The organism is Sulfuricaulis sp., assembly GCF_040901545.1.
GTDB lineage: Bacteria > Pseudomonadota > Gammaproteobacteria > Acidiferrobacterales > Sulfurifustaceae > Sulfuricaulis.
Window position 1 is genome coordinate 53764 of the sequence record NZ_JBBDYL010000045.1, and the last position, 21239, is coordinate 75002.

24 protein-coding genes are annotated in these 21239 nt (G+C 58.6%); 20 read left to right on the top strand and 4 right to left on the bottom strand.

From position 1 onward, the window contains the following. Positions 1–1392, bottom strand: coding sequence for a nodulation protein NfeD (locus tag WD823_RS08630; protein ID WP_368429087.1), 1392 nt, complete (start codon positions 1390–1392; stop codon positions 1–3). Positions 1393–1790: 398 nt separating this feature from the next. Then, positions 1791–2426, bottom strand: coding sequence for a methylthioribulose 1-phosphate dehydratase (gene mtnB, locus WD823_RS08635; RefSeq protein WP_368429310.1), 636 nt, complete (start codon positions 2424–2426; stop codon positions 1791–1793). Between the two features lie 103 nt (positions 2427–2529). On the opposite strand from mtnB, the gene WD823_RS08640 reads away from it, so the two are divergent. From WD823_RS08640 to WD823_RS08700, 13 genes are all read left to right on the top strand, one after another. Next, positions 2530–2847, top strand: coding sequence for a DUF6504 family protein (locus WD823_RS08640; protein ID WP_368429088.1), 318 nt, complete (start codon positions 2530–2532; stop codon positions 2845–2847). A 194-nt stretch (positions 2848–3041) separates the two neighbouring features. Continuing rightward, positions 3042–4025, top strand: a complete 984-nt coding sequence (locus WD823_RS08645; RefSeq protein WP_368429089.1) for an ABC transporter substrate-binding protein — start codon at positions 3042–3044, stop codon at positions 4023–4025. 127 nt (positions 4026–4152) lie between these two features. Beyond that, positions 4153–4866: an ABC transporter permease gene (locus tag WD823_RS08650; RefSeq protein ID WP_368429090.1), complete on the top strand. Its 714-nt coding sequence runs from the start codon at positions 4153–4155 to the stop codon at positions 4864–4866. A 2-nt stretch (positions 4867–4868) separates the two neighbouring features. After that, positions 4869–5630 (top strand): ABC transporter ATP-binding protein, encoded by a 762-nt coding sequence (locus WD823_RS08655; RefSeq protein ID WP_368429091.1) that lies wholly within the window; start codon positions 4869–4871, stop codon positions 5628–5630. Between the two features lie 9 nt (positions 5631–5639). Continuing rightward, positions 5640–6392, top strand: coding sequence for an ABC transporter permease (locus WD823_RS08660; RefSeq protein WP_368429092.1), 753 nt, complete (start codon positions 5640–5642; stop codon positions 6390–6392). Between the two features lie 74 nt (positions 6393–6466). Next, positions 6467–7153, top strand: coding sequence for a fumarylacetoacetate hydrolase family protein (locus WD823_RS08665; protein WP_368429093.1), 687 nt, complete (start codon positions 6467–6469; stop codon positions 7151–7153). A 200-nt stretch (positions 7154–7353) separates the two neighbouring features. Further along, a complete protein-coding gene (locus WD823_RS08670; protein WP_368429094.1) occupies positions 7354–8175 on the top strand; it encodes a formate/nitrite transporter family protein in 822 nt (273 codons plus the stop codon). Positions 8176–8298: 123 nt separating this feature from the next. Next, positions 8299–8853: a TMEM165/GDT1 family protein gene (locus WD823_RS08675; RefSeq protein ID WP_368429311.1), complete on the top strand. Its 555-nt coding sequence runs from the start codon at positions 8299–8301 to the stop codon at positions 8851–8853. Positions 8854–9067: 214 nt separating this feature from the next. Further along, positions 9068–9784 (top strand): haloacid dehalogenase type II, encoded by a 717-nt coding sequence (locus WD823_RS08680; protein WP_368429095.1) that lies wholly within the window; start codon positions 9068–9070, stop codon positions 9782–9784. Between the two features lie 35 nt (positions 9785–9819). Continuing rightward, on the top strand, positions 9820–10113 hold the full coding sequence (locus tag WD823_RS08685) for a hypothetical protein (RefSeq protein ID WP_368429096.1): 294 nt from the start codon (positions 9820–9822) through the stop codon (positions 10111–10113). 29 nt (positions 10114–10142) lie between these two features. Then, positions 10143–10913, top strand: coding sequence for a TerC family protein (locus WD823_RS08690; protein WP_368429097.1), 771 nt, complete (start codon positions 10143–10145; stop codon positions 10911–10913). Between the two features lie 248 nt (positions 10914–11161). Continuing rightward, positions 11162–11545 (top strand): tautomerase family protein, encoded by a 384-nt coding sequence (locus WD823_RS08695; protein WP_368429098.1) that lies wholly within the window; start codon positions 11162–11164, stop codon positions 11543–11545. Between the two features lie 117 nt (positions 11546–11662). Next, positions 11663–12103 carry a phosphate-starvation-inducible protein PsiE gene (locus tag WD823_RS08700; RefSeq protein WP_368429099.1) on the top strand — a complete coding sequence of 147 codons (441 nt, stop codon included), beginning with the start codon at positions 11663–11665 and terminating at the stop codon, positions 12101–12103. Positions 12104–12159: 56 nt separating this feature from the next. Here the strand turns inward: WD823_RS08700 and WD823_RS08705 are convergent, their stop codons facing one another. Next, positions 12160–12699, bottom strand: coding sequence for an acireductone dioxygenase (locus tag WD823_RS08705; RefSeq protein ID WP_368429100.1), 540 nt, complete (start codon positions 12697–12699; stop codon positions 12160–12162). Positions 12700–12734: 35 nt separating this feature from the next. Further along, positions 12735–14195, bottom strand: a complete 1461-nt coding sequence (rhlB, locus tag WD823_RS08710; protein ID WP_368429101.1) for an ATP-dependent RNA helicase RhlB — start codon at positions 14193–14195, stop codon at positions 12735–12737. A gap of 190 nt (positions 14196–14385) precedes the next feature. Here rhlB and trxA point away from each other — a divergent pair, with 190 nt between their 5' ends. The 7 genes from trxA (at position 14386) to WD823_RS08745 (ending at position 21170) form a co-directional block, all read left to right on the top strand. After that, complete coding sequence (gene trxA / locus WD823_RS08715) at positions 14386–14712, top strand: thioredoxin TrxA (protein WP_368429102.1); 327 nt, start codon at positions 14386–14388, stop codon at positions 14710–14712. Between the two features lie 194 nt (positions 14713–14906). Next, complete coding sequence (rho, locus tag WD823_RS08720; protein WP_368429312.1) at positions 14907–16163, top strand: transcription termination factor Rho; 1257 nt, start codon at positions 14907–14909, stop codon at positions 16161–16163. Positions 16164–16259: 96 nt separating this feature from the next. Beyond that, positions 16260–16466: a 50S ribosomal protein L31 gene (rpmE, locus tag WD823_RS08725; RefSeq protein ID WP_368429103.1), complete on the top strand. Its 207-nt coding sequence runs from the start codon at positions 16260–16262 to the stop codon at positions 16464–16466. A 164-nt stretch (positions 16467–16630) separates the two neighbouring features. Then, positions 16631–17395, top strand: coding sequence for a thermonuclease family protein (locus tag WD823_RS08730; RefSeq protein ID WP_368429104.1), 765 nt, complete (start codon positions 16631–16633; stop codon positions 17393–17395). A gap of 4 nt (positions 17396–17399) precedes the next feature. Next, positions 17400–18875, top strand: a complete 1476-nt coding sequence (locus WD823_RS08735) for a M48 family metalloprotease (protein WP_368429105.1) — start codon at positions 17400–17402, stop codon at positions 18873–18875. 8 nt (positions 18876–18883) lie between these two features. After that, positions 18884–20107: a malic enzyme-like NAD(P)-binding protein gene (locus tag WD823_RS08740; protein ID WP_368429106.1), complete on the top strand. Its 1224-nt coding sequence runs from the start codon at positions 18884–18886 to the stop codon at positions 20105–20107. An 82-nt stretch (positions 20108–20189) separates the two neighbouring features. Continuing rightward, positions 20190–21170 carry a malate dehydrogenase gene (locus WD823_RS08745; protein WP_368429107.1) on the top strand — a complete coding sequence of 327 codons (981 nt, stop codon included), beginning with the start codon at positions 20190–20192 and terminating at the stop codon, positions 21168–21170. Positions 21171–21239 lie beyond the last annotated feature (69 nt).

Here is a 21239-nt window from a genome sequence, read left to right on the forward strand (position 1 = left end):
TTAGTTACCCTCCGGGTTAAACGGTTCCACCGTTAGAATCAGGCCCTCTATTTTGACGACTTTTACTTTCTGTCCGCGTTTGAGCGCCGCGGTGGTATGCGCCCGCCAATCCTCGCTGTGCACCCGCACGCGGCCCTCATCCTTGAAATTCTCAAGTGCCTCGCCGGTGGCACCGATCATTTCCTCCTTTCCACTCACTACGGTGCGCTGGCGCGCTTTCATCGCCATGATGACGACACTGATGAAAAACACCGCGCTGACTACAGCCACCGTGGCGATCAGCGGCCAGGAGATGGTATAACCTTCAACGTCGGTGTCCATGAGAATGATTGAACCAATGACAAACGCCACCACCCCGCCGATGCCGAGCGCACCGAAGCTCGGCATGAACGCCTCGGCCACCATGAAGGCGATGCCGAGCAGGATCAACCCCAGGCCGGCAAAGCTGATGGGCAGGACCTGAAAGGCATACAGCGCGAGCAGCAGGCAGATGCCGCCCACCACGCCGGGGAGCACGTAACCCGGATTCCACAGTTCGAAGAACAGTCCATAGATGCCGAGCAGCATGAGGATGTACGCCACGTTCGGATCGGCAATGACCGCGAGCAGGCGGTTGCGCCAGTCCGGATCGTAGGAGTGGATCGCTAACCCTTCTGTATTCAAGGTGATGTCACGGCCCTGCATGTTCAGCTTGCGGCCATTGACCTTTTTCAAAAGGTCGGAGGTGTCGGCAGCGATTAAATCGGCGACGTTCAGTTTCACCGCTTCCTCGGCCGGAATTGAATCCGCCTCGCGCACCGCTTTTTCCGCCCACGTCACGTTGCGTCCGCGCATTTGCGCCAGGCTGCGGATGTAGGCGATCGCGTCGTTCATGGCTTTTTCATCCATGCCTGGCTTGGCGGGTTTTTCCTTTTTATCCTTCTTATCATTCTTGTCCTTTGAATCTTTTTTGTCTTCCTTATCCGCCGGCTTGGAGCCCCCACCCGGATCGGGAACACCGCCGATGTGCACCGGTGTCGCGGCGCCGACATTGGTCGCGGGCGCCATGGCGGCGATGTGTGACGCGAGCAGGATGTAAGCCCCGGCGCTGGCGGCGCGCGCGCCAGAGGGCGCGACGAAGGTTACGACCGGTACGGGTGAGGCGAGAATATCCTTGATGATGCGGCGCATCGAGGTGTCGAGCCCACCGGGCGTGTCCATCCTCAAAATCACCAGTGTCGCGGCCTCGTCTTTTGCCCGTTCGAGTCCACGAGCAATGTAGTCGCTCGTTGCTGGGCCGATGGCACCGCTCACGTTAAGCAGCACCACCTGTCCCGGCGCAACGGGATCCTTGCCCAGCAGCAGGAGCGGCCAGGCGGCGAGCAGAAAAAACAGGATGCGCCAGCGCCTCATACGGTAACACCATACCAGACTCCGGGCCTCGGGGAGAACTATGCCCCGGTGGGAGGAAACAGTTATGCTGGTTACGAGCCGAACAGCAAGGAAACGACCCTTACTCTAAAAGAACCGATGCACCGCGTCGGGCTGGCGCTGGTGCGGCGTGTGGGGATAGATCGCGGACGAGGTGGCGGCGCAGACGCGCAGCCGGCGAGCATCGCGACCGCCAGGGAAATAACCGGCATGGCAAATCGAATACGCATAGTGCCTCCCTCGATCATATGTTTATTCTTCCCGCGGAGGCGCTGACCCGATTGGACCACGCCGCGCGATGTTATGCTGTCCGCAAGACGGTGTTTTTAGAATTTCGGGTGTGACGTACTGCGCCCTCTGGCGCAAAAGATGCAATAAAATCAGCGGCGATGCGGATGTGACAGATAGCGCAGGATGAATTCGAGGGTTTCAAAGCGGTTATAGGCCTCCTGCAGGCTCGCGCCCCAGACCGTGGGGCCGTGACCGCGTACCAGGAGCGCAGTCAGCGCGGGCCTTGCCTTCTTGAAGCGCGTTTCGATTTCTTTGGCGATTTTTGCGACATCGAGATGATTCTTGAACAACGGCAAATCCACCTTCGGGTTCTGTTCCCAAATATCGAAACCCTTGATCATCTCTAGCGGTGGGAGGCGCAGGCTCTTCGCACTCTTTTTCGCGCGCTCAGCCGCGAGGCAGGATTCCACAATGTGCCCGTGCAGGCAGGCGCGCGCCTGCGGGAACAGCCGATAAATAACCGCGTGGATGGAGGTTTCGGCGGATGGCTTGTCCCCGGTGTGGCGGGTTTCGATCACGGCGCCATCGTGCACGCGCACGCGCAGAAAATCATTTTCATCCAGCCGGCCCTTGGGCTTGCCGCTGGCCGTGATCCAGAAATGCGCGTCATCATCGCGCGCCGAGAGATTGCCCGCCGTGCCCGCCATCCAGCCACGCGCATGGAAGTCATGCGCGATTTCCACCAGTGCCGCACGGGGCGGAAGGTCATCGAGCGTTTGGGCCATTTTCAATCGGCGGCTTGCGCTGCCACGGGATCGAGCGCCATGATGGGCATGTTAAGAGGCGTCATTTTCAATGTCCACTTCTTGTCAGCCACCGGTAGCGAACATGACCGAGCGATTTGTCAGCGAAGCCATCAAGCCCGTGATTGCCACATTTGATACCTCGCGGATGGCGGCCGGGGAACCGGGCCTGCCGCGTGAGTTCATGTGGCGTGGCCGAACTATCAGAGTGGCTAGCGTTATGCGTCGCTGGCGTGAAACCGGAAAGTGCCGCCATGGCAGTCCCGAGTTATACGTTCGCAAGCACTGGTACGAAGTCGCCACATCGGACCGGGAAACCATGAAAATCTATTTCGAGCGCCAACCGAGCGCCGGAAAACGGCGTGAACGTTGGTGGCTGTTCAGCATTCGTGAATCAGAATAAGAAAAATTGGCTTGGATAATTTATATAACGGTGTGCTTACATCCGGAGTTTTTCGATGAGCAACACCGACAATACCTTAAATGGTCCGGGAGCATCGGGGTTTTCCGGAGGCATTACCGATAGCATGGCGTAATTCGGCGCTCCCTGTTAGGCTAGTTTCACAAAAATCCGATTACCCACATCAGGAGGAGACAATGCTTACCCTGGCCAGATTCGCCCTGGCGGTGACGCTTTCGCTGCTGCTTGGCTTATTCGTCGGCGTTGCGCCGGTACCCGCCGCAACCAAAATCAAGTATGCGTTAGGCGACGTGATTTCCATCGATGAGTTGCCGCTGCTTGTGGCGGTCGAGCGCGCGAAGCAGCGCGGCGTCGAGGTCGAGGTCACGGCGTTCAAGAACGAGGAGATCGCGACCCAAGCCGTGATCAACGGCCAGGCCGACATCGGCCAGGGCACGCCGTACGCCGCCGTTCAGAAAGTAAACATCCCGATCCGGTTTTTCTATCAGCTGAGCTCACTGCAATTTTTCCCGATTGTGAACCAGGAGAGCTACAAGAACTGGAAAGACCTTGACGATCAGGACATCGCGGTCCACGCCCGTGGCTCGGGAACCGAGGCAATCATGATGCTGATGGCCAAAGAATACGGAATCAAGTACAAGAGCGTGAGCTATGTCCCCGGTTCCAACGTGCGCGCGCTGGCGCTGCTGAAGGGAACGATCAAGGCCTCGATCCTGGACGCAAGCAACAAAAACCTGGTGATGAAGGAAGCACCCGGAAAGTTCATCGTGCTGCCGCTGGGACCAGTGAAGGCCAGCGACGAGGCGTTGTTCGCCACCAAGGAGTTTCTCGACAAGAATCAGGCCGCCGTCGCGGTGTTCCTGGAAGAGCTGATCAAGGTTAACCGCGCCATCAACGCCGACCCAAAAGCGATGCTGGACCAACGCAAAAAACTCGGATTGCTTAAGGATATTCCGGCCAAGCTGGAAGATGAAATACTTCCTTATTTCCAGGAAGGAGTTAAGAACGACATCTTCCCCAACGACGGCGGTGGCGCGCGCGCGGCCAAGAACGACCTGGAGTTTTTCAGCCTGTCCGGCGCTCTCAAGGGTGAGAACCTCAAGGTGGAGGATTTCTGGACGTTCGCGCCGCTCAAGGCCGCGCTCGACAAGGTCAAGTGATCGCTAGTGATCGTGGGATGCCCGGTGTCCCGCTTCCGTGAGCCGTCCCGACGTCGCGAAATCTGAAACGTAAGTGATGCGCCAACCGCCCGTTGCCGGTCACATCGTTTGGCAGCTGATCTCCTTTGTGTTCTTTTTCGGCCTGTGGGAGCTTGTGGGGCGCTGGCCGATCAGCGCGGCGTTCCCGCCGTTCAGTCAGACGTTGCTGGCGCTGTGGCAGATGATCGCGGACGGAAGCCTTGGTAACGCCTATCTTTCCACCTTGCAGCCGCTTGTCATCGGCATCGTGCTGTGCGGAATGGCCGGAATCGGATTCGGCATCGGCATGGGGCTGTCGCGCACGATCGAGTGGTTCTCGCTGCCGATTTTCATCATCCTCCAGGCCGCGCCGATGGCGGCGATCATCCCGCTGATCACCTACCTCTACGGGATCGGGCTGACTTCCAAGGTGCTGGCGGTGATTCTATTGGCCGCGCCCGTGATTGTGATGAACTCCTATAAAGGAATCCGCAACACGCATCCGTCGCTGATCCAGATGTCGCGCTCGTTTCTCGGTACCCGGCGACAGCAGGTGATGAAAATCATTCTTCCGCACGCCGCGGCGCTCATTTTCACCGGCCTGCGATTGGGGCTGGCGATGGGATTCATCGGCGTGGTGATCGCGGAGCTTTTGATCACCCCGACCGGCATCGGCGATCTGATTACCTATCACAGTTCGGTCGCCGACTACCCGAAGATGTTCGCTTCGATTGCCTCGATCATCGCGTTCGCGGCGGTCACGATCCATGCGCTCGAGCGCGTGGAGCGCCGCCTGTTCCCGCCCGAGATTCGCGGTGCGTAACGATGCCGGATGACGCCATTGTCGAGGTCGAGGGGATCGGCAAGACCTATCCCGGCGGCGTCGAGGCCCTCAGGAACGTGAACCTGGCGTTCCCGCGCGGGAAACTCAGCACGCTGCTCGGCCCGAGCGGCTGCGGGAAAACGACGCTGCTCAAGATCATCGCCGGTTTGATACCGCACAACGCCGGCGAGGTGCGGGTCAACGGGGAAAAAATCCAAGGTCCGGGGCCGGAGCGCGCCTTCGTGTTCCAGGACTTCGCGCTGATGCCGTGGGCGACGGTGCTGCGAAACGTCGCCTTCGGCCTGGAATTGCGCGGTGTTCCCCGGGCGCAGCGCGAAACAACCGCGCGCCGGTATATCGCCGAAATGGGCCTGAGCGGATTCGAGGCGAGCCATCCGAACCAGCTCTCCGGCGGCATGCGGCAGCGCGTCGGGCTGGCCCGCGCGCTCGCGGTGGACGCCGACATCATATTGATGGACGAGCCGTTTTCCTCGGTTGACGAGCAAACGCGGCGCAAGTTTCAGGAAGACCTGCTCGATTTGTTGCGGCACCGGCGGAAGACCGTGATCTTCGTCACCCACAGTATCGAGGAAGCGGCATATCTTTCCGATCAAATTGCGCTGCTGTCGCCACGCCCCGGCACGGTGTCCAAGATTATCCGGCCGAACGTGGATCACGGCCGCAGCGCCGATGAGATTCGGCGCGATCGGAATTACCTCGACACGGTGGACGAAATCTGGCAAATCCTGAAGCAATATGTGTGAGGAAGTGACATGACGTTATTCGGCAAGAAGATTCCGATTGTTTTTTCGCTCCTGATCTGGTTTATCGTCTGGGAGGCGATCGGCCAGGCAAAATTTTCGAGCATCATTCCGCCGTTCAGCGGCGTGATTCAGGCCGCGGTCACGATCCTGCCAACCGAGAAGTTCCACACCGCAGCCATGATTTCGCTGCGCTCGTTCGGCATCGGCATGGCTTTGGCCATCCTCATCGGTATCCCGCTCGGCATCCTGATGGCGCGGGTGCAGGGCTTGGGCCGGATCCTCGGGATGTGGGTCAATATTTTCGTGAGCGCGCCGATCTCCGCGCTCGTGCCGTTGCTGATGGCGGTGGTAGGGATCGGCGAAACCACGGTGGTCGTCACGGTGTTTTTGTTCGCCGTGTTCGTGATCATTCTCGATACGCAGGTCGGCGTGGTGCACGCGGACCGGTCGCTCGTGGACATGGCGCGCGCTTTCGGAGCTAAGCGCCATCAGATTTATACCAAGGTCCTGATTCTGAGCGCCTTGCCGGAAATGCTCGCGGGCTTGCGCCTGGGCGCGATCCGCGGGGTGAAAGGGGTGGTGATCGGCCAGTTGCTCGTCGCCATCATCGGCGTGGGGGAACTTTTCGAGCTGTATTCCCAGCACTTTCTCATGGAGGAATTCTGGGCGCTGGTGGTCACGGTGTTCCTGTTTGCCTTCGCGGTCTCCGAGGCAATCGCCGCCCTCGAGCGCCGCGTCGAATATTACGCCAGCGCCCGTTAGCGGAAGTTTGGTACGCTCATCGGGTTGGTGAATGGATAGCGGTCATCATTTTTTGAAATACTCGGAGAAACTTTATGACATTTGTCATTCACGTACCGGCGATTCCCGCTCTCGACGTCAAGGGAACGGAGGCGAAATTTCCCGTGCATCGCATCTACTGCATCGGGCGCAACTACGCCGAGCACGCCCGCGAGATGGGCCACGATCCCGATCGCGAGCCGCCGTTCTTCTTTCAGAAACCGGCCGATGCGCTGCTGCCGAACGGCGGCGACTTCCCCTATCCCGCGAAGACGAGCGACCTGCATTTCGAGCTCGAACTCGTCGTGGCGCTCGGCCAGGGCGGCGTAAACATCGAGGCCGCCAAGGCGCTCGATTACATCTACGGCTATGCCGTCGGCATCGACATGACGCGGCGCGATTTGCAGGCCGAGGCGAAGAAACTCGGGCGACCCTGGGAGGTCGGCAAGGCTTTCGAAAAGTCCGCGCCGTGCTCGGCGATTGTGCCCGCGAGCCTAATCGGGCATCCGTCGAAGGGCGCCATTTGGCTGACGGTCAACGGCAAGACCCGCCAGCGCGGGGACCTGTCGCAACTGATCTGGAGCATTCCGGAATCCATATCGCACCTCTCAAGTTTCTTCACGCTCGCCCCCGGTGACCTGTTGTTCACCGGCACGCCCGCCGGCGTCGGCGCCACCCAGCGCGGCGATCGGCTCAAAGGCGGCGTGGACGGCGTGGGCGAGATTGAGATTCGGGTGGTGTGAGCACGCGCGCGGCGAGGAGCCAAACGCTTGTTCGAGCCGACACACGCGTTCTGCTACCTCTCGTGAATTTCGATAAGCCGCGTCTACTTCAACACACGCGGGGTGTGGTTGAACACGTGACGCATTGAGCTAAAGCGCGATGAAAAAACATCGAAAATTCGTCCGTTAACGACCTTAATGCCTTTGAGGGGGAAACCTTTATGACACAAGAACACTTGTTTAGCGATGCCTACCAACCCATCCAGATTGCGCGGCGGGTGGAAAGCATGGGCGTGGCGAAGGCACGAGCGGATACCTTAACCATGCTCGTGTTGGCAGTGCTCGCCGGGGCGTTCATCTCGCTTGGCGCGCTCTTTTTCACCGTAGTAGTGACCGATGCCAGTCTTGGCTTCGGTGTTACCCGTTTGCTCGGTGGCCTGAGTTTTTGTCTCGGTCTGGTTCTTGTCGTGATCGGCGGAGCCGAACTTTTTACTGGCAACAACCTGTTGGCGATGGCTTGGGCAAGTAATCTGATCGGTACCCGCGATGTGCTGAGGAACTGGTTTCTCGCCTACCTTGGCAATGTCATCGGCTGCCTGGGAACAGTTCTCATTGTCGTGTGGGCCGATACGGCCAACGTGGGCGGCGGCGCAGTGGGGGAAACCGCGCTTCAGATCGCCCGCGCCAAGTCGGATCTCACCTTAAGCGAGGCTTTCGCGCGCGGCATCCTGTGTAACGCACTCGTGTGCCTGGCGGTTTGGCTCGCGATGGGTGGGCGCAGCGTAGCGGACAAAATATTGGGCATTATTTTTCCCATCAGTGCCTTCGTGACAATCGGCTTCGAGCACTCGATCGCGAACTGGTTCTTTCTGCCATACGGGCTTGCATTGGATGGGCAAGGCGTTGTGTCGATTATCGGTGCCGGCAGAAACCTCGCCGCAGTGAGCGCGGGTAACATCGTCGGCGGAACGCTCTTGGTCGCCGGCGTGTATTGGCTCGCCTACCTGCGAGGCGGACACGGGGAGAAAGTCCGGCGATCTTGATTGGCGATGGCGTTAGACACCGATGTACCATCAATCAATAACGTGCAGCCGACAGCGATTCATGTCGCGGTTGAGAACGGGCGTTAGAGGCGGAAGAGGCGGAAAATTCTCCTGGAAGCGCTAATCCTTTCAACCTCGGTTGTCGCACTCGCCGAGATGGGCGATAAGACCCAGCTTTTGTCATTTGTGCTGGCGGCAAAACTTAAGCGTAGGGTCCCGATCATTCTGGGCATTCTCTTCGCGACGCTCGCCAATCATTTTCTCGCCGGTTACCTGGGTGCGTGGGTCGCAGGGCTGGTATCCCCCGGGGTACTCAAGTGGATCGTTGCCCTCGCGTTCTTCGCCTTCGGCGCGTGGGCGCTCAAGCAAGACAAGCTGGAGGAAAACCGGAATCTTCGGGGCGCCGGTGTGTTCCTGACGACTCTCATCGCCTTCTTTCTGGTGGAGATGGGCGATAAGACGCAACTGGCCACGGTTGCGCTGGCGGCCCGCTACGATTCACTCGTCGCGGTGGTCCTGGGAACGACCCTGGGGATGATGATTGCGAACGTTCCCGCTGTCTGGATCGGCGCGGCGCTGGCCCATCGGGTCAATATGCGGGTGATGCGCTGGGTGGCGGCGGGGCTGTTCGTGCTCCTTGGCATTATTGCATTGCTGGCGTGGAATCCACGCACGTAACCTCGTTCCATCCAACCCATGGGTCTGACATCGGGCGCGTCACGCGAACATGGCTGCCGCCGATGCACAATTTTCGATATGCTGCACCTGTTACAAATCACATCGGGCGTGAATAAACTCACACTTGCGAGGCGCGCCGCTGGTCATTCCCGGCGCAAAAACCGCTCCGGCGAAATGGGCGAATCCTGTTATCCCGACGCGTGAATGGACGCAGATGAATACTAAACGAGATCTTCGGGCGATTCTGTTCGATTTATTCGGTACGGTGCTGGATTGGCGGGGTTCGATCATTGACGAGCTGGCCAAGTTCGGGAAAAAGCACCGGTACGAAGCAAACTGGAGCGAATTCGCTGACCGCTGGCGCGCGGGGTTCCGGACATTCCAATCCCGCATCGCTAAGGGAGAAACAAGCTGGATGACCATGGATGAAATTCATCGTTCGGTACTGGATCGGTTGCTCAAAGAGCTTGCCGTACCTGGTCTCAAAGATGAAGAAATCTCAAATCTGAACTCCGCCTGGCACAGACTGCGGCCGTGGCCGGACGCGGTCGAAGGCATCGTCCGCCTGAAACGCCAATACATGGTATCCCCCCTGTCGAATGGCAATTTGTCGATGTTGATCGCAGCCTCGAAGCATGCCGGGCTGCCCTGGGATTGCGTGTTGTCGTCCGCCATGTTCGCAAGTTACAAACCCGATCCGAAAGTGTACCGGGGCGCCGCCAGCCTGCTGGGATTGGCCACGCGGGAGGTAATGCTGGTCGCCGCGCATGCCTACGATACCGATGGCGCGCGCGCCATCGGTTTCAAGACGTCGTACGTTTTTCGCCCGGAAGAATTCGGGCCCGGGCGCGGGGAGGATCCGGGCGATACGTCCCGGTTTGATTTCGTCGCCGCGGACTTTCTGGAATTGGCAGCCGCGCTGGGGGCTTGAACAAATGGCGCCGGCGCGATTTGTTTTTTAATACTGTGAAAGCCCACAAGCAGATTTTCTGGTTCACGCTGATCGGCGTTGCCGCCATCATCGGCCCGGGTGCCATTTACCTTTACCTGCTGGGCAACGCCCCGCTCTCCTTCGCGAGCATGGATTTCGATGGCAACGGTATTGTGACGTTCGGAGAACTTGCCTACGCCGGCGCGTATGAAACACGACGGATGCCCGTGGGAGAAAAGTCATGCACGGAGATTTACTCTTTGAAAGACGGCCGGCGATTGAAATCGGATTGCGGCCCATGCGATACCGTCCTGGAATCTCTTCCATAAAATTCTGACTTGAAAAAAAGGAGTTGCTGATGCTTGACTGGATAGCGAGCCCCGAAGCATGGATTGCACTCGGGACATTAACCGCGCTGGAAATTGTCCTGGGCATCGATAACATTATTTTCATCTCGATCCTGGTAGGACGCCTGCCCGAACATCAACGCAACATCGCGAGACGACTGGGTCTCGGCCTCGCGATGATTGCCCGACTTGTATTGCTGTTCTCGATTACCTGGGTCATGGGCTTAACCGATGCCTGGTTCGCCGTTTTCAACCAAGCGATTTCTGGGCGTGATGTCATCCTGATCGGAGGGGGCATGTTTCTTCTGGCTAAAGCGACGCATGAAATACACAACAGCCTTGAAGGAATCGAGGATGACGCCAGAGCCATCCTTCCCATGAGCCTCGGGATGGTGCTGGTGCAAATCGCGATACTGGATATAGTTTTTTCACTGGATTCGGTCATTACGGCTGTCGGTTTGGTCAAGCAAGTGTCGATCATGGCCATCGCGATTATCCTGGCAGTGGTTGTCATGCTGATGGCGGCAAAACCGATCGGGGATTTCGTCGACCAGCACCCTACCATCAAGATGCTGGCGCTTTCGTTTTTGATACTGGTCGGACTCACCTTGATCGTTGAGGGTTTCGATGTTCACATTCCGCGGGGATATATCTATTTCGCCATGGCTTTTTCGGTAATGGTGGAGATGTTGAATATACGTATGCGCAAAAAAAGGACACAACCGGTCACGCTGCACAAACCGCTACGTGAGTTTGTCGAAGACATGGATAAATCGGAATAAGCGCAGCGGTACGGCGGCGGATTAAAATGCGACATATAACCGGACATCGAGCAGCGCCGGAGCGCGAGGTGTTTGGGAAACAGGCGCTGAAATTCCTGCGGTTTTCACGTTGTTTTTCCTGGCCCCGGTGTTCCCGCGACTCGCCTATTTCGCCGGGAAAATCCCGTCAAATTCCTGAACACGTGCAAAAATGGATCTCACGGCAGGGGTTGTGAATAATGCGAGGCTGGCATCAAGGAGAATAAAACATGCCCCTCGTTCGTATTGCCCTGCTGCAAGGAAAATCCCCCGAATACCGGAAGCAGATCGGCGATGTGGTGCACCGGGCCATGGTGGAAAAAATCAATTGCCCGCCGCAGGATCGCTTTCAACTGATCACGGAACATGCCCGGGATAATTTTCTATACGCTCCTGTCTACCTCGGTATCCCCCATTCCGACAATCTCGTTATCATTCAGATCACACTGAATGAGGGGCGAACGACGGAATTGAAAAAAGCCCTTTACCAGGCCATTGTCGAGGGATTACAAAAGGAGATCGGCCTCGACAAGCAGGATGTCTTTATAGGCCTAATCGAGGTCAAAAAGGAGAATTGGTCTTTCGGCAATGGGTTGGCGCAGTATGCCGGCTGATAACCGACGTGAGGAGCCCGGACCTGCGTCACTGCCGTCAACGGCGGCCGGATGCCTAACAAGGCGTGTGGGTGTCCGGAGTACAATCGCTAGAGTAACCATGGAGGAACGATATCGATGACCGTAAAAACTGATTTGGTTAAAAAATTCGGCGATGTCCTGGTGGATACCTTTCATTACCTCGCGCTGTTTGTTATCGGCGCCACCATCGTCTGGTCGGCCGTGCAGAGGTACTTGGACATCATGGCTACCGGTCACGCGCCTCTGGAAGATATCCTGCTGCTCTTCATCTACCTCGAACTGGGTGCCATGGTCGGCATTTATTTCAAGACGCACCGTTTGCCGGTGCAGTTCCTGATTTACATCGCCATCACCGCGCTGTCACGGCATCTGGTCATCGACGTTCAGAAGGTCTCCGACGCGTTTCATCTTTACGTGCTCTTGAGCGTCACCGGCGCCATCGTTATCCTGAGCTTCGCCATACTGGTCCTGACGTTTACCGCGCGAAAATACGGCCGCCCGGAGGACGTCATCGGGATGACGAAATACAAGAATTAATACCGGGGCGGCGTGCCGGTGCATCGACCCTGGCAGTACCGGCCGGATCTCAACCTTTACGCGAATACCATTTCGCGTTCCGTATACACCGGCGCCCAGCCGGCGGCGTCGATGAAGTAACGCACCGCCTTGATTCGCTTTGAGTCCTTCATCTCGAACCAATGCTCGGAATTCGCGGGAACATTGATGTAATCACCGGCCGCGACTTCGAGCATGAATTGCTCGCCGTCCGGCTCGACAAAACCGAAGAATCCGCGTCCAGCGAGGATGTAACGCACCTCGTCGTCGGTGTGATAATGAATTTTGTCGAATTTTCCGAGCATATCGGGCAGACCCGGGATGTCCTCGTGGATCACCACCATGTCGCGGGTGACATAACCCTTTTCCCGCTTGAGTTCCTCGAACCGATTCTGCACCAGGCCAAGCAGTTCCTCTTTTTCCGCGTCGTTCAGACCCTGCTTGGCAAGCAGCTCCCCGGCGCGGCTTCCCGTCGGTGCGGGCCAGTGACGCAACGTGATGCCCAGCGATGACAGGCGACGCTGAATGGCTGGCAGGTCTGTCAGCTCCTTGCCGTTTGGAAAAATGATCCGGGCCATGATCGTTTCCTCCTTCAGGTAGTGTTAAGTGGGTTTCATCCGATGACCGGTTTCTCGCTTCCGGGCCGGCGTACCGACGGTTTGACCAGGCGTTTTGCACCGGCCACCGGTTCGACAGGCGCCGGCGCCGAAGGTGCCGGACGGGTTCCGGAATGGCGCGGCGGGCGCGATTCCGATTCGGGTCGGCGCGTCTCGCGACCGCCGCGTTGTTCATGTTCCGCGTGCCGGCGCTTGGGATACGCCCCGGGGCGTCGTTCCGGGCGCCGGCCGCGACCCCGCTCCATGCCAGGTCGCGCGCGATGTTCACGCTTAACGGGCGGATCGAGCTTGGGCAACATCTCCGGCGAGATCGACACGGCCGGTATTTTATGGCCGAGATAGTCCTCGATTTCCGGCAGCGAGAACACAAAACGCTCGCAAGCGAAGCTCACGGCGTCGCCGCTCGCGCCCGCGCGCGCGGTCCGCCCGATCCGGTGGACATAGTCCTCGGCATTCTGCGGCAAATCGAAATTGAAAACATGTGATACGTCCGGGATATGCAGCCCGCGCGCGGCTACATCGGTCGCGACCAGCACCGGCAACCGGCCTTCCATGAAATCGTGCAGGATGCGCAACCGCTGCGTCTGGGGCACGTCACCCGATAGAACCTCCGCGTTTAACCCGTTTCCCTTGAGCCACGCTGCGATGTTTTCCGCGGCATCCTTGGTATTGGCAAACACGAGGCTGCGGGTCGGGTCCCTGCCTCGCAGCAAGTGGACGAGCAGCGGTATTTTTTCTTCGACCGCGGTGTGATACAGCGCCTGCGTCACCTTGTCGACGGTACGCTTGTCCGGCTCAATGCGCACGAACTGGGGGTTGTTCATGTGCTCATAGGCGAGTTCGGTGACGCGATAGGAAAGTGTCGCCGAAAACAGCATGCTCAGTCGTTTGTCCGGTGGTGGCATGCGCCGCAGGAGGAAGCGGATGTCCTTGATGAAGCCGAGATCGAACATGCGGTCGGCTTCATCCAACACCATCACTTGCACGGCATGCAGATCGAAGACATGCTGCTTGAAATAATCGATGATACGGCCGGGCGTGCCGATCAGCACGTCCACGCCTTCCTCCAGCATCTTGCGCTGCGAGTCGTAGCCGGTGCCGCCGAACACGAGGCCGAGCCGGAATCCGGTGTGCTTGCCCAGGACCTCGGCGTCCTTGTGAATCTGCACGGCAAGTTCACGCGTCGGTGCCAGCATGATGGCGCGCGGCTGGTTGGCCCGGCGGTCTCCAACAGGTGTGCGCAACAAATGGTTAAAGGCCGCGAGCAGGAACGCCGCGGTCTTGCCGGTGCCGGTCTGCGCCTGCCCGGCAACATCCTGTCCCGTCAGCGCCAGCGGCAGTGCTTCGGCCTGGATGGGGGTGCAAAATTCGAAACCGGTTTCACGCACGCCCAGGGCCAATGCCTCGGGCAGATCCAGGCCGGTAAAAGATATATCTGTAAGGTGGTGTTCACTCATAAATATCTGGAATGTCAAGCATAACATCTTGCTTTTCCATCAGCACTTGTTGGCCGTCACGCAGGCTAACTTGCAATCCGAGGGGGTTTCTGCTCAAACTAATAACTATAACCCTGTTAATTTGTCCGCCCGCGGCCAGCCGGTCCGGCCAAACCATTCTCCACAATTATAAATCGGAGGCTTGAATCAAATGAGTCATGGCATTGTCAACATCAGCGATGATAGCTTTGAGACGGAAGTACTCAGAGCTGATGGGCCGGTGCTGGTGGACTATTGGGCGGAGTGGTGCGGTCCGTGCAAGATCATCGCACCGGTGTTGCAGGAAATCGCCGAGGAGTTCAAAGGTAAGCTCAAGGTCGCCAAGCTTAATATTGACGAAAACCCGCAAACCCCGCCCAAGTACGGCATCCGCGGCATCCCGACCCTGATGCTGTTCAAGAACGGGAATGTCGAGGCCACCAAGGTGGGGGCGGTATCCAAGTCGCAACTCACCGCATTTATCAATGGCAATCTATGACAATATTCCGGGGCTCCCGGTGGACTGGACGGGGGCCGAGACAGATGCTAAGGTTGAATGGCGCAAGTGAAAAAATCCAAAGACGTTCCTGCTTTATAAACTAACTTCCTGTTCATTCTTACCCCGGATTTCAACGGCGGGTCGTATGCACTCCCGATGTGTCCGGAAGTGATAACCACATGAATGCTGGACTTATGAACCTCTCTGAACTCAAGCGCAAGCCCGCCACGGAGCTTGCGGAAATGGCCGCGGCCCTCGAGGTCGAAGGCGGCGGACGATTACGTAAACAAGACCTGATCTTCGCGATCCTCAAGGCGCAAGCCAAAAAAGGCGAGGACATCATCGGCGAAGGTGTCGTTGAAATCCTGCAGGACGGTTTCGGATTTCTGCGATCGGCGGATGCCTCCTACCTCGCCGGGCCGGACGACATTTATGTCTCGCCCTCGCAGATACGCCGCTTCAATTTGCGAACCGGGGACACCGTCAAAGGCAACATCCGCCCCCCGAAGGAATCCGAACGTTACTTTGCCCTCCTTAAAGTCGACGAAATAAATTTCCAGAATCCAGACGAATCCAAGAACAAGGTACTGTTCGAAAACCTGACGCCGCTGCATCCGACGGACCGGTTCCGGCTCGAGCGCGACAATGCCTCGACCGAAAATCTGACCGCGCGCGTGATCGACCTGATCGCACCCATCGGCAGGGGACAGCGCGGTCTGCTGGTTTCGCCGCCCAAGGCCGGCAAAACCGTGATGCTGCAAAATATCGCGCACGCCATCACTGCCAATCATCCCGATGTGTTCCTGATCGTGCTGCTCATCGACGAGCGGCCGGAAGAAGTCACTGAAATGCAGCGCTCGGTGCGCGGCGAGGTGATTTCATCCACCTTCGACGAGCCGGCGTCGCGTCACGTCCAGGTCGCCGAGATGGTGATTGAGAAGGCCAAGCGACTGGTCGAGCACAAAAAGGACGTTGTCATATTGCTCGACTCCATCACGCGCCTGGCGCGCGCCTACAACACGGTGGTTCCGGCTTCTGGAAAAGTTTTAACGGGCGGCGTCGATGCCAATGCCTTGCAACGGCCGAAAAGATTTTTCGGCGCCGCGCGCAACATCGAGGAAGGCGGCAGCCTCACGATCATCGCCACGGCGCTTATCGACACCGGCTCGAAGATGGACGACGTGATCTACGAAGAGTTCAAGGGCACCGGCAATATGGAAATCCATCTGGACCGGCGCCTCGCCGAGAAACGCAGCTATCCCTCGATCAACATCAACCGTTCCGGCACCCGCCGCGAGGAGTTGTTGCTGGTCCCGGAGGAACTGCAAAAGATCTGGATTCTCCGGAAGCTCTTGCACCAGATGGACGAGCTTGAGGCCTCGGAATTTCTGCTGGAAAAACTGCGCGCCACCAAGAACAACGGGGAATTCTTCGATTCCATGAAGCGTTAAACGGGTGCTTGCTCAAGCCCCCGGGATTGCTTTAGACTACGCGCCCTCCGGAAATCCGGCGTTCACGAATCGCCGAAAATCTTCGAGATCAATCGCATGAAAGACGGAATCCATCCCGCCTACCAGGTAACCAAGGTCACCTGTAGTTGCGGCAACAGCTTCGACACCCGCTCCACCCTGGGACACGATCTGCACGTGGAAGTGTGCTCCGTTTGCCATCCGTTCTATACCGGTAAACAGAAACTGGTCGACACCGGCGGGCGCGTGGAAAAATTCCGCCAAAAGTACGGCATGAAAAAATAACCGGGAGCGGCTGCCACCACTCTCCAAAAGGCGCTTATGCACGGCACCTTTTCGTCATTCCAGTTCGCCAATCGAGTCTTGTTTTTCCTGCTCAGGCTTTCCAGGCCGATGCCGCCATCCAATCCGTACTGAGTTCAACTCCTTATCACCACCGGTGGAAACGCGTGCAGACTGAGCCATCATCACATCGCCGGCGGCATTATGTTTTCACGTTCTTTTCTTGGGCCTTGTTCACGGCGGTGGCCTGCGCGGCTGCCGCGACCGAAGTGGTCCGATACGTCATTGACGGAGATACCGTTGTTTTGTCCAACGGAAAACATGTCCGCCTGATCGGTATCAACGCCCCGGAACGGGGGAGAGACGGGGTGCCGAGCCAGCCGTTCGCGGCGAAGGCGCGCGCCAGACTCGCCGCGCTGGTAGAGGGTCGACGCGTGAAACTTGCATTTGAGCGGGAACGCGAGGACCGTCACGGCCGCTGGCTCGCGCATCTGGAACTGCCGGACGGAGTACGGGTGGAACAAGTCCTGCTGCGCGAGGGTCTGGTCTGGGCGGTGGCCGTTTCGCCGAACCTGGAAAAACTTTCGGAAAATCTCGAAGCGGAAAAAGCGGCACGTGCCGCACGCCGCGGTGTCTGGGGAGTCCCCGCCTACGCACCCACCCCCGCGGCCCGTCTCAACAGTAAAAGTACGGGCTTTCGATTCATCGAGGGCACCGTGCATCGGCGGACACAGCGGCACAATGTAATTTATTTCGAGCTCAACCCGAAGGTGAGCCTGCTCGTATCCGGGGAGGACTGGAAAAACAACTTTCCGGGCAACCCGTCAGACCTGGTGGGTCGCAAAATCATCGCGCGCGGTTGGCTCACGGAATCCAAGGGGCGGCTGCACATGCGTGTATCGCATCCGGCCATGCTAACATGGGGGGAGTAAGAATATGCTTCAGCTTTCCCTGCGCCATAGCCTGATCCTCCTGTTGATAACCGTCTTCACGGCCAGTCAGATCAACGGTTGCGCCACCAATCCGGTGAGCGGTTCACCGGAAGTGGTGTTCATGACCGAAGCGAAGGAAATCGAGCTCGGCCGGACCAACGACGTCAAAGTTCGGCATCAATACGGTGTCTACGACAATCCCGAACTGCAGGCCTATGTTCAGCGCATGGGTAAAAAACTGGCGGCGCAAAGTCACCGGCCCGGTCTTGCCTATCAATTTACCGTACTCGACAGCCCGGAGGTAAACGCGTTTGCGCTCCCGGGCGGCTACATCTACATCACCCGGGGGATTCTCGCCTACATCAATTCCGAGGCGGAACTCGCCGCGGTGCTGGGGCACGAGATCGGGCACGTAACCGCGCGCCACTCCGTGCGGCAGTACACGGCCGCCATGGCGACCGGCACGGTGGGTGCGATCATCGGTGCCGTGACCGGCGTTCGCGGCACGCAGGATTTGTTCAACGTGCTCGGCAACGCGTTCCTCTCCGGTTATGGCCGCGACCACGAACTCGAATCCGACCGTCTCGGTGCGGAATACCTCGCGCGCGCGGGTTATGACCCGCAAGCCATTATTCAGGTGATCGGTATTCTCAAGAATCAGGAGGAATTCGAGAAGCAGCGCGCCGCGGCTGAAAAACGGGCGCCGCGCATCTATCACGGTGTGTTTGCGAGCCATCCCAGTGCAGACCAGCGCCTGCAGAAAGTCGTCGCGGAGGCGGACAAATTCAAAACCGGAGCGATCCCCACGATTGCACGCGATGAATATCTGAATCGGGTCGATGACCTGGTGTATGGCGACAACGCCAAGGAGGGCGTGCGCTATGGAAACAGTTTTTATCACCGGGACATTAATTTTGCGCTGGACTTTCCCGCGGGCTGGCAGCTCGAGAACACCCCGCAAGCCATCCGCGCGGGCAGTCCCGACAAAACGGCCATTCTCATCGTGCAGGCGGAGGAATCAACGAAAGAACTCCCGCCGAACGATTTTCTTAATTTGCGGATGAACTTCATCGCACTGGATCAGGCCGGCCCGGTCGAAGGTGTTTCTATGCCGTCCTACACCGGGATCGCGTCGGCCTCGCCGGCATTCGGCAGACGCCGGACCCGCGTGGCCACACTATACTTCAACAACAGGCGTTTCCTTTTCCAAGGCGCAACCAAAGACGCGGGTGCTTTTGCGGCGACGGATCCGCTGTTTCTGTCCGCGGTCCGCAGCCTGCGTCCGCTGACCGACAAGGAAAAAAAATCGGCGGAAGGAATGCGTATGCAGGTCGTGCGCGCGCGCCCGGGCGATACCTTCGCCAGTTTGGCAAAAAAATCACCGCTAACGAATTACAGTGAATCGTTGCTGCGCCTGATCAACGACAAGTATCCGGACGGTGAACTCCAACCGGGCGAATTCATCAAGATTATCCAATAGACAACCACATGAAAAAAGATTTGACACAGGCCGCGTTTGATTACCATGCGAAACCGGTCCCGGGAAAAATTTCCGTGGTGCCGACGAAACCCTGCGAGACACAATCCGACCTTTCGCTGGCTTACACCCCCGGCGTGGCCGAGCCGGTGCGGGCGATCAAGCAGGACCCCGAGGCGGCATATCTGTACACCAACAAGGGAAACCTGGTCGCCGTGATCAGCAACGGCACCGCGGTGCTGGGATTGGGCAATACCGGCGCACTCGCCAGCAAACCGGTCATGGAAGGCAAGGCCGTGCTGTTCAAGCGCCTGGCGAATATCGACGTGTTTGACATCGAAATCGAGGCGGCCACGAAAGAGATATTCATCGAAACCGTGGCGGCCATCTCGCCCACTTTCGGCGCCATCAATCTCGAGGACATCGCCGCCCCGGACTGCTTTCACATCGAGGAGGTCCTGCGCACACGTCTGAATATACCCGTGTTGCACGACGATCAGCACGGTACCGCGGTAATCATCTGTGCGGCCCTGCTGAATGCCTTTGAACTGCAGAACAAAAAGCTCGCCGACGTACGTATCGTGATCCTCGGCGCCGGGGCCGCCGCCCAGGCCACGCTGCCGCTGTTGTCATTGATGGGCATCACCGTAGAAAACATACTCATGGTTGACAGCAAAGGCGTGATCCACACGGGGCGCAATGACCTGGGTACCTACAAACAACGCTTCGCGCGCGTCACTTCCGCGCGCACGCTCACAGAGGCCATGCGCGAGGCTGACGCCTTCATCGGATTGTCGGGGCCCCAGCTCGTCACCCCGGACATGATCGCGTCCATGGCGCCGCGCCCGGTGATCTTCGCGCTGGCGAATCCCGTGCCCGAGATTTATCCCGAGATCGTGCACGCGGTGCGCCGGGATTTGATCATGGCCACCGGACGCTCGGATTTTCCCAACCAAGTGAATAATGCGCTCGGATTTCCTTACCTTTTTCGTGGGGCACTCGATGCGCGCGCGTCCGGTTTCACCCAGGCCATGCTGGTCAGCGCAATCCGGGCCCTGTCGCAACTCGCCCATGAGCCGGTGCCGGCCGAGGTCTTGCGCGCCTTTGGCGAAAATCACTTGGAATTCGGTAGCGGATATATCATTCCCAAACTCCTTGACCCACGGTTGCTGGAGACGGTTCCGCCCGCCGTGGTCCGCGCCGCCATCGAATCGGGCGTGGCGCGCGCTTCCTAAGCATACGCCTGCATTCGTCGTGAACTTCAATCGGGTATACTCCCGAGCTTCCCGATATTTAAAGTTCTCCGAGAGGCCTGTCATGAAAAAAGCCATCAACATCGCCATCACCGGCGCCGCCGGACAAATCGGTTATGCACTCGCGTTTCGCGTGGCCTCCGGCCAGATGCTGGGTGCGGATCAGCCCGTAAACCTGCAGCTGCTTGAGATACCGCAGTCCGTTCCGGCGTTGCAGGGCGTGGTGATGGAGCTCAACGATTGCGCCTTTGCCACGCTCAACCGGGTCGTCGCCACGGACGATCCCAAGGTCGCGTTTCGCGATTGCCAGGTCGCGTTGGTGGGCGGCGCGCGGCCGCGCGGCCCCGGCATGGAACGCAAGGACCTGTTGCTCGCCAACGCGCAGATATTTTCTGCCCAGGGCCGTGCCCTGAATGAAGTGGCGGAGCGTGGCATTAAAGTCCTGGTGGTCGGGAATCCGGCCAATACCAATGCGCTCATCGCAAGCCGCAATGCCCCGGGCCTGCCACGCAAAAATTTCACCGCCATGACCCGGCTCGATCACAACCGTGCGCGCGGGCAACTCGCCGGGAAAACCGGAAAATCCGTAACCGCGATCCGGCGCATGATCATCTGGGGCAATCATTCGGCCACGCAGTATCCGGACATCAACCACTGCCAGGTCGATGGCCAGCCCGCCAAGTCGCTCGTCGATCAGCAGTGGCTCGAGGAGAAATTCATTCCGACAGTGCAGCAACGCGGCGCGGCCGTCATCAAGGCGCGCGGCGCTTCCTCGGCCGCCTCGGCGGCGTCGGCCGTCATCGACCATGTGCACGACTGGTTTGCCGGCACCCCCGAGGGCGACTGGGTCAGCATGGCGGTACCCGCGGACGGCAGTTACGGCATCAAGGAAGGCGTGATGTATTCCTATCCCGTCACCTGCCGGAACGGGGAATATCAGATTGTCCAGGGGCTTTCGATCGATGACTTCAGCCGCCAGCGCATGGATATCACCGACAAGGAGCTGCGCGAGGAGCGCGCTGGCGTAAAAGATCTTCTTGGTTAGCGATACACCGTAATCCGGAGTCGCTCCGGTCCGGTGTGGTCATCGCAACGGATCCGGATGCGACAAATA